General features: G+C 71.6%; 6 protein-coding genes and 1 tRNA gene. 5 read left to right on the top strand and 2 right to left on the bottom strand.

The features are described from left to right. Nucleotides 1–179 precede the first annotated feature (179 nt). Entirely contained in the window at nt 180–2,861 is a 2,682-nt protein-coding gene (locus ACWFR3_RS45975) for an SCO7613 C-terminal domain-containing membrane protein (protein ID WP_453740693.1), read from the bottom strand. Nucleotides 2,862–2,954: 93 nt separating this feature from the next. Here ACWFR3_RS45975 and ACWFR3_RS45970 point away from each other — a divergent pair, with 93 nt between their 5' ends. Both ACWFR3_RS45970 and ACWFR3_RS45965 read left to right on the top strand, forming a co-directional pair. Continuing rightward, nucleotides 2,955–3,401 carry an SRPBCC family protein gene (locus tag ACWFR3_RS45970; RefSeq protein WP_453740692.1) on the top strand — a complete coding sequence of 149 codons (447 nt, stop codon included), beginning with the start codon at nt 2,955–2,957 and terminating at the stop codon, nt 3,399–3,401. A gap of 62 nt (nt 3,402–3,463) precedes the next feature. Then, nucleotides 3,464–3,535 (top strand) — tRNA-Val (locus tag ACWFR3_RS45965). 89 nt (nt 3,536–3,624) lie between these two features. On the opposite strand, the gene ACWFR3_RS45960 is transcribed toward ACWFR3_RS45965, so the two are convergent. After that, nucleotides 3,625–4,350 (bottom strand): exonuclease domain-containing protein, encoded by a 726-nt coding sequence (locus ACWFR3_RS45960; protein WP_453740691.1) that lies wholly within the window; start codon nt 4,348–4,350, stop codon nt 3,625–3,627. A 169-nt stretch (nt 4,351–4,519) separates the two neighbouring features. Between ACWFR3_RS45960 and ACWFR3_RS45955 the strand changes: the two genes are divergently transcribed. From ACWFR3_RS45955 to thrS, 3 genes are all read left to right on the top strand, one after another. Next, nucleotides 4,520–5,086 carry a DUF4365 domain-containing protein gene (locus tag ACWFR3_RS45955; protein WP_453740695.1) on the top strand — a complete coding sequence of 189 codons (567 nt, stop codon included), beginning with the start codon at nt 4,520–4,522 and terminating at the stop codon, nt 5,084–5,086. Continuing rightward, nucleotides 5,083–6,324 (top strand): hypothetical protein, encoded by a 1,242-nt coding sequence (locus ACWFR3_RS45950; RefSeq protein WP_453740694.1) that lies wholly within the window; start codon nt 5,083–5,085, stop codon nt 6,322–6,324. The genes ACWFR3_RS45955 and ACWFR3_RS45950 overlap by 4 nt, the downstream gene beginning before the upstream one ends. A gap of 121 nt (nt 6,325–6,445) precedes the next feature. Continuing rightward, the gene (thrS, locus tag ACWFR3_RS45945; protein WP_453740690.1) at nt 6,446–8,422 is read left to right on the top strand and encodes a threonine--tRNA ligase; all 1,977 of its coding nucleotides are present in this window, start codon (nt 6,446–6,448) and stop codon (nt 8,420–8,422) included. Nucleotides 8,423–8,461 lie beyond the last annotated feature (39 nt).

The following is an 8,461-nucleotide window of genomic DNA, read 5'->3' as shown; positions in this document are numbered from 1 at the left end:
GAGCGCTTCGTTCACACCGAAGAGGTCACTGGTTCGAACCCAGTATCGCCCACCCCGGAACTGCGGCCCGGAGGCTTACAGCCTCCGGGCCGCAGTCGTATTCGCGCCCTTTTCCCGTGCGGCGCAAGGGAATTGATGACCCGTCGGCTGCCGCACGGATGTCGCACGGAAAAGCGGAGTCAGCGCATTCTGCCGAGAACGTCCCGCACCCGGCGTGCGTCGCGCAGCCTTTTCTCGTACGTCGCGCCGATGGCGAGCAGCAGTAGTCCGGCGAGCGCGGGCGGCAGCCAGCGCGGCAGGGCGTCCACCGCCTGGACGATGTAGGGCGCCAGTTCGTGCAGCGCGTCCAGGGCGAGGACCGTGCCGCCCAGCAGCAGCGGGGCCTGCAGCCGGAACCGGGCGCCCGTCAGCGTGATCAGCAGGGCCGCCGTGCCGAGGAGCAGCGGACGCTGCCAGTGCGCGTCGCTCCAGGCTGCCGCGAGGCTCGGCAGGAGGGTCGCCGCGAGGCCGGGGCCGTAAGCCGTCCAGGAGGACGTCTCCGGGGCGCGGCGGCGCAGCAGTACGCCGATCACGAGCGCGGGGACGGTGACCGGCAGGGTGTAGGCCTCCGGGATTTCGACGTCCCAGGCGGCCAGGCGCACCCAGGTCGCCAGGAGGAACAGTGCCCCGGCCGCGTACCCCACCGGGCGGCGGTCCGTGCGCAGGGCCGTGCCCGCGGCGATGACACCGCCGAGCGCGAGGGCAAGGGCGAGGGTCGTCGCGTGCCCGGCGGTGAGGACGATCGCGAGCCCGCCGGCGAGCGCTCCGGTGATCTCGACCGGCGGGGTCAGCGGATGACGGCCGAGCCGGGCCGCGGCCAGGGCGGCCAGCGCCGGTACGACGAGCGTCAGGAGCCCCGTGTGATCCAAGCGCAGGTCCAGGGCGGCCCCTGATGCGCAGGCGAGCGCGGTGGCGTACGAGACGGCAGCGCAGACGGCGGTGGGCGCCACCCCCGCAACCGGTTCTTCGCGGCGGGCCGCGAGCACCGTGGCCGTCAGGAACAGTGCCGTCAGGGCGGCCAGTGTGCCGAGCGTCGCGGAAGTGGTCGCCAGGGCGAGGAGCGCGACGCTCGCAGAGGAGGCGACCGCCAGGCTCAGCGAGGTCAGGGCGAGCGCCCTAGATCCCGCACGCGTCACGAAGGCCAGCAGAGCCGCGACCACCGCGATGTGAGCCGATACCCCGGCCGCGTAGGGAAGTTCGAGTGCAGGAGGCAGGACGAACGCCGCGGCCCAGGCCAGCGCGAGGGCGCCTGCGCGCGCCGCTGAGGGCGTCAGGGCGGGCGCGGCGACGGGATTCCGGGGCGTGGCGGCGATCGCGCCCGCCCGGGGTGGCGTGGGCCCGGGCGGCGAGGTCGTCCATGTCCCGGCCGGGGTGGAAGGTCCGGTGTCGGGTGATGCGGTGGTTCCTGTCTCGCGCGGGGCGGTCGTCTCCGTCCCGTGCGGGGAGGTCGTCCCCGTCCCGGCCGGGGCAGTCGGCCCGGAGTTCGGTGATGCGACCGTCCCCGTCTCGGGCGGCGTGGCCCTCTGGGTGTCGGGGTGCCCGGTCGTCTCCTTCGCGTGCAGGGGCAGGAGCCGCGCTCCCGCGAACAGCACCACCGCTACGACGGCGAGTACGAGTGAGGCCATGGCCGGGTGGTGCACGGGTAGTTCTTCCGCGAAGACGGCGTCCGCCGCGTTCGACGGCGCGCCCGACCAGACATTGCCGGCCCGGTTGACGGGCCCGGCGAGCGCGGAGACCAGCGCGGGCAGCGTCCACAGCACCGCGAGCGCCTGGACGAGGAACGCCGCCCCGGCGACCCCGCGCTGGACGGGGCGCGGCAACGCGGTGCGCAGGACCGCCGGCATGACGACGGCACACGCCAGATAGCCGGGAACCGCCCACGCGTCGGGCAGCGCCTCGCGCAGCACGCCGCCTGCCGCGGCGGCCACCAGCAGGCCGCCCGCGAACGCCGCACCCGTCGCCTGCGCGGGCAGCGTGATCAGCCACGCCGCCACCAGCGCGATCGCCGCCGCGAGGACCAGGAGCGCACCCGCCCGCACCGCGCCGGGCAGATCCGTGGCCGACCAGGACAGGTAGCCGGCGGCCAGAGCACCCCACAGGCCCGCGGCGCAGGCGAAGACGGTCGCGACGATGCGTACGGCGGGGTCGGTGACCCGCAGCGCGACGGCGACGTCGAACGCCGCCGTCACCAGGAGCGCCGCCACCGTCGCGTGCTCACCCGCGTCCGCGGCCCGCGCCCAGAGGAACAGCGGGAGTTGAGCGGTCGCCATGGCGAGCGGCAGGGGCAGTCGCAACTCGCGGAAGACCAGGCCGTACGCCGCCCACAGCACGGCGAGCACGGCGGAAGCGGCAGCCGTGTAGCCCAAGGTGTCGGCCTGTGGCAGGGCGACGACATGGAGGGCGTACGCGTCGAGGACGGTCAGGGCGAGGCCGAGCGCGGCCACCGTCTCCGCCGTCGAACGCAGCTTCCGGCGCAGCAGCAGCACGGGCACGCCGAGTGCCGTCAGCGTCACGGCCGCGAGGACGGAGCTGCGCCCGCCGATGCCCAGGTGCCCCCAGCTCACCAGCGTGAAGGCGATCGCCGCGACGGTCAGCAGGATGCCGCCGAGCGTGAGCAGCACGTTCTGCACGTTCGGCGGTGCGGCCTCCGGAGCGCGGGCCGGCCGTGGGGGAGCGGATGCGGGAACGGGTGCGGTCGGCGCCCGCAGGACGTCGATCAGCCAGACGCGGCGTTGCAGCAACTGCGTCCTGCGTGCGTCGAGTCGGCGCAGCTCCAGGTCGAGGATGCTGAGCTCCTCGGCCGGGGACGGAATGTTCGTCATGTCCGTGGAGTGTGGTCCAGGACACGTCGACGGGCATGGGCTCGGATACTCAGGACGTACTCAGATCGGGCGTCCTGACGGCAGACTCGGTCCATGGACTGGAGCCACTACCGCTTCCGCAGCGTCTGGAACGTGCCCGCGCCGCTCGCCGACGTGTTCGCCGTCCTCGAACGCGCCGAGGACTATCCGGCGTGGTGGCCCCAGGTGCGCGAGGTGACGCCCGTCGACGACCGCACCGGCACCGCGCGCTTCCGTTCCCTCCTGCCCTACGACCTGTTCGTCACCGGTGAGGAACGGCGCCGCGACCAGCAGGCCGGGATCCTGGAGATCGCGATGGCCGGGGATCTGGAGGGCTGGGCGCGCTGGACCGTCACGGCGGTGCCGGGCGGGACGCGGGCGCTCTACGACCAGGAAGTGGTGGTGCGCAAGCCGCTGATGCGACGCTTCGCCGTCCCCGGCAGACCCGTTTTCCTCCTCAACCACGCGCTGATGATGCGCGCGGGCGAGCGGGGCCTGAAGGCGCACCTCAGGCGGGGCTGACGGCTTTCGCACAAGCGGTTTGAAGGAAACCCGCGTGGACCTGTATTGTTCAGTCCGTTCCCGGGCGATTAGCTCAGTGGGAGAGCGCTTCGTTCACACCGAAGAGGTCACTGGTTCGAACCCAGTATCGCCCACCCGGAGAATGCCGGTCCGTCACCGACGGACCGGTTTTTTCATGCCCGCAGACAGCAATCGGCAGACAGCGACCGGCAGGCGGCAACCGTCAGGCAGCCGCAGGCATTTCGGGACGCAACGGCCATGCCGGATCCACCGTCTCCGGCGTACCGCTGCGCGCGAACCAGGCCTGCAGACCACGGGCCTGCGCCGCGTGCCACACCGCCTGCAACGCGTGCAGCTCGGCAGGCGAGAGCCGCTCGAGCCGGGAAGCGAAACGCTGCCCCACGGCCCGTACGACATCGAGCGCGGCCTGCGCGTCGGCCGCGGCGTCGTGTGCCCCGTCCAGCTCCACCGCGTAGTGCGCGCACAGATCGGTCAGCGTGCGGCGGCCCTTGCGGTACCGGTCGAGCTGCTTGTCCAGGACCCGCGGATCCAGCACACACAGGGGTGAACCCCCCATGTAGTGGCCGAGCGACGAGGCGCGGTGCCTGCGCAACTCCCGGTCCAGGATCGTCAGATCGAAGGGTGCGTTCATGACGACGATGGGGCGGCCCGCCGCGCCCTGCTCCGCCAGTTCCCTTGCTATCTCCTCCATCACCGGCGCGGGCCAGCGGCCGTTGTGCTGCAGATGTTCCTCCGTAAGGCCGTGCACCGCTGTGGCGCCCTCGGGCACCTGAACGCCCGGGTTCACCAGCCAGCGAGTGATGCGCGGGCGGGTGCCCGCGCCTTGCTGGACGACGACGGCGGCCGACACAATGCGGTCGGTCTCGACGTCGACGCCCGTGGTCTCCGTGTCGAATGCGGCCAAGGGCCCCTCGTACCAGCACGTCATAGTGACGCAACTCCTCGATCATGTCCGGCAGATGGCTTTCCTCCCCCTGCCCACACCGGTGATACCCGGCCCGTTTGCGCCGTACGCGGCCCGGAGACAACAGAGGTACAGGGTTTGGAAGTTGACCGGCCCGAAGCGGGGATTCACTGGTTCGGAAGGCACGTTGGACATGGCGCTCGCGCAGCCCGAACAGGGTGGGCTGCTGCCCGAGCGGATCGCACCGTCGCGCGGCTCACTCGCCACCACCGCCTGTATGGAGACCCTTCAGGTGGGCTATCTGCACGCTGTGGCCGCCGCGGCGGGGTGCTCGCTCTCGCAGCCCTTTCCCGACAACGGAATCGACTGGCACGTCAGCCACAGCGCCCCCGGGCACACGGTCGACGACGAAGTCACCATCAAGGTGCAGCTCAAGTGCACCTACCAAATACCGCCGAATCCTCCGGGCCCGGCCTTCTCCTTCACGCTCGACAATCCGCACCTGGAGAAGCTGGCCCGGACCCCGGTCGCGGTGCACAAGATCCTGGTCGTGATGCTCGTGCCCCGGTCGCAGGACGACTGGCTGCGCGCGGGGCACGACCGGCTCGACCTGCGGCACTGCTGCTACTGGACCAACCTCGCCGGACACCAGGTGACCGGCCGGCGCAGGACCACCGTGCGCGTCCCGACCTCGCGGATCTTCGACGACAGGGCCCTCTGCGAGATCATGACGCGGGTCGGGACGGGAGGGAGACCCTGATGCACCGCCCGATGGAAGAGCCACTACGACCCGTTCGCCCGCACCCCGTTGAAGTCGCGGGCCCGTTGGCCGATCCGCTGGGCCCGCAGGGTCCCCCCGACCCCTCGCAGGTCGACCCCGCGGTGCTCGGCGTGCTGCTCGACCGGCACGGCTGGCACCGGCGCGGGGGAGCGGCGGGCCGCTACGCCCGCTGGACCCCGCCGGGGCCCGGCGGTGGCGGCACGAGCCTGCTGGTCCCGGAGAGCAGGGCCTTCCCCGACTGCGACGACCTGCTCGGCGAGGCGCTCACCGCCCTGTCGCGCAGCGCGACGCCGTCCGCGCGAGACGTCCTCGTCGGGCTCGCCGTGCCCAGCGACGAGATCCGCTGGTGGCGGGACGTCCCGGCGGGTCCGGCGGGCGCCGCGACCTGGACGGCGGAGGAGAAACTGCGCTCGGCGGCACGGCAGATGCTGCTCGCGGGGGCGCTCGCGGCGCGCGGCCGTGCCGGGTACTACGGGGCGCGGCACCGCGGACCCGCCGCCGCGTCCCTGGAGAACGTCCTTGTCGGCCCCGCACCCGGCGGGCGCCGGCTCACCGCCTTCGTGCCCGTCCTGACCGGGCGTCCCGTCGCGGTGCGGCTGCACCAGGCGCTCTACGCGGTCCGCGAGGCCGTCGACTACCAGCGCGCCACCGGTGGCATGGACGCCTTCGACGGTGCCGTCGAGGCGGGCGTCAGCCATGAGCTGACGGAGGCCGTCGTGGCCCTGGTTCGGGGCACGGAAGGCGCGCGGATCGCCGTGGAGTGGGCGCCCGCGGCCGGGGTGCCCGAGGGGTGCGCCGTCGACGCCGGGCCCGTCGAGTTCTCGCCCGGTGACCTGCCGGCGCTCCGGGAGGCGGGCGCCCGCTATTTGCGGGACGAGCCGGCGATGCCGGTGCGGATCACGGGGGCCGTGGTGCGGATGCGGCGGTCGGGGCCGCGGGGCGAGGGCACGGTGCGGGTCCGGGTGCTCGCGGGCGTGGACGTCCCCCACGTACGCATGACCCTGGACGAGGAGTCGTACCGCATCGCGGGCCATGCCCATCTGGTCGGCCTTCCGATCCGGGTGCACGGGCGCCTGGAGAGCCGGGGCGGGTTCCGGCGGCTCACCGGGGCATCGGGAGTGGTGCCGGTGCAGGTGGACGAGGCGGAGAAGGACCGCCTGATGAAGTCGCTGCAGGAGCATCTCGACTTCTTCGAGGAGGCGTGCGGCGGGGACTGATGCGGGGTGCGGCCGATGCCCGGGGGTTAACCGTTTCGCGATGGGCGCCCCCGGCTCGGTACGATTCGTATCGCGCGCAGGAGCAGATCTGCCGCGACCCCCTTCAGGTAGGAGAAGACCGGTGTCAGACGTCCGTGTGATCATCCAACGCGATTCCGAGCGGGAAGAGCGCGTGGTGACGACGGGCACTACGGCCGCCGAACTCTTCTCCGGCGAGCGCACCGTCGTCGCCGCCCGCGTGGCCGGCGAGCTGAAGGACCTCGCGTACGCCGTGCAGGACGGCGAGGAGGTCGAGCCCGTCGAGATCTCCTCCGAGGACGGCCTGAACATCCTGCGCCACTCCACCGCGCACGTGATGGCGCAGGCCGTGCAGGAGCTTTTCCCCGAGGCCAAGCTGGGCATCGGTCCGCCGGTCAAGGACGGCTTCTACTACGACTTCGACGTCGAGAAGCCCTTCACTCCCGAGGACCTCAAGGCCGTCGAGAAGAAGATGCAGGAGATCCAGAAGCGCGGCCAGCGCTTCTCGCGCCGCGTCGTGACCGACGAGGCCGCCCGCGAGGAGCTCGCCGACGAGCCGTACAAGCTGGAGCTCATCGGCATCAAGGGCGCCGCCTCCAGTGACGACGGCGCGGACGTCGAGGTGGGCGGCGGCGAGCTGACCATCTACGACAACCTCGACCCGAAGTCCGGCGACCTGTGCTGGAAGGACCTCTGCCGCGGTCCCCACCTGCCCACCACCCGCAACATCCCGGCGTTCAAGCTGATGCGCAACGCCGCGGCGTACTGGCGCGGCAGCGAGAAGAACCCGATGCTCCAGCGCGTCTACGGCACCGCCTGGCCCACCAAGGACGAGCTCAAGGCGCACCTGGAGTTCCTCGCCGAGGCCGAGAAGCGCGACCACCGCAAGCTCGGCAGCGAGCTGGACCTCTTCTCCGTCCCGGAGCAGATCGGCTCGGGCCTCGCGGTCTTCCACCCCAAGGGCGGCATCATCCGCCGGGTCATGGAGGACTACTCGCGGCGCCGCCACGAGGAGGAGGGGTACGAGTTCGTCTACACCCCGCACGCCACCAAGGGGAAGCTCTTCGAGACCTCGGGCCACCTGGACTGGTACGCCGACGGAATGTACCCGCCCATGCAGCTCGACGAGGGCGTGGACTACTACCTCAAGCCCATGAACTGCCCGATGCACAACCTGATCTTCGATGCACGCGGGCGTTCCTACCGTGAACTGCCGCTGCGCCTCTTCGAGTTCGGCACCGTGTACCGGTACGAGAAGTCGGGTGTCGTGCACGGTCTGACCCGTGCGCGCGGCTTCACCCAGGACGACGCGCACATCTACTGCACCAAGGAGCAGATGGCGGACGAGCTCGACAAGACGCTCACCTTCGTCCTGAACCTGCTGCGCGACTACGGCCTGACCGACTTCTACCTGGAGCTCTCCACCAAGGACCCGGAGAAGTTCGTCGGCTCGGACGACGTGTGGGAGGAGGCCACCGCGACGCTGCAGCAGGTCGCCGAGAAGCAGGGCCTCCCGCTCGTCCCCGACCCGGGCGGCGCCGCGTTCTACGGCCCGAAGATCTCCGTGCAGTGCAAGGACGCCATCGGCCGCACCTGGCAGATGTCGACCGTGCAGCTGGACTTCAACCTGCCGGAGCGCTTCAACCTGGAGTACACCGGCCCCGACGGCACCAAGCAGCGTCCGGTGATGATCCACCGCGCGCTCTTCGGTTCGATCGAGCGGTTCTTCGCGGTGCTCCTTGAGCACTACGCGGGCGCGATGCCGCCGTGGCTCGCCCCGGTGCAGGCCGTCGGCATCCCGGTCGGGGACGCGCACATCCCCTACCTCCAGGAGTTCGCGGCCGAGGCCAAGAAGAAGGGCCTGCGGGTCGAGGTGGACGCCTCGTCCGACCGCATGCAGAAGAAGATCAGGACGCAGCAGAAGCTGAAGGTCCCCTTCATGATCATCGTCGGTGACGACGACATGAACGCCGGCACGATCTCCTTCCGCTACCGCGACGGCTCGCAGGAGAACGGCATCCCGCGCGACCAGGCCCTCGCCAAGCTCCTCGACGTGGTGGAGAGCCGCGAGCAGGTGTGATCCGACCCCGCGGACGCGGGGAAGGGGAGGCCCCCGGGA

The organism is Streptomyces sp. NPDC055189, assembly GCF_053606765.1.
This window is presented reverse-complemented; position numbering and strand designations above follow the sequence as displayed.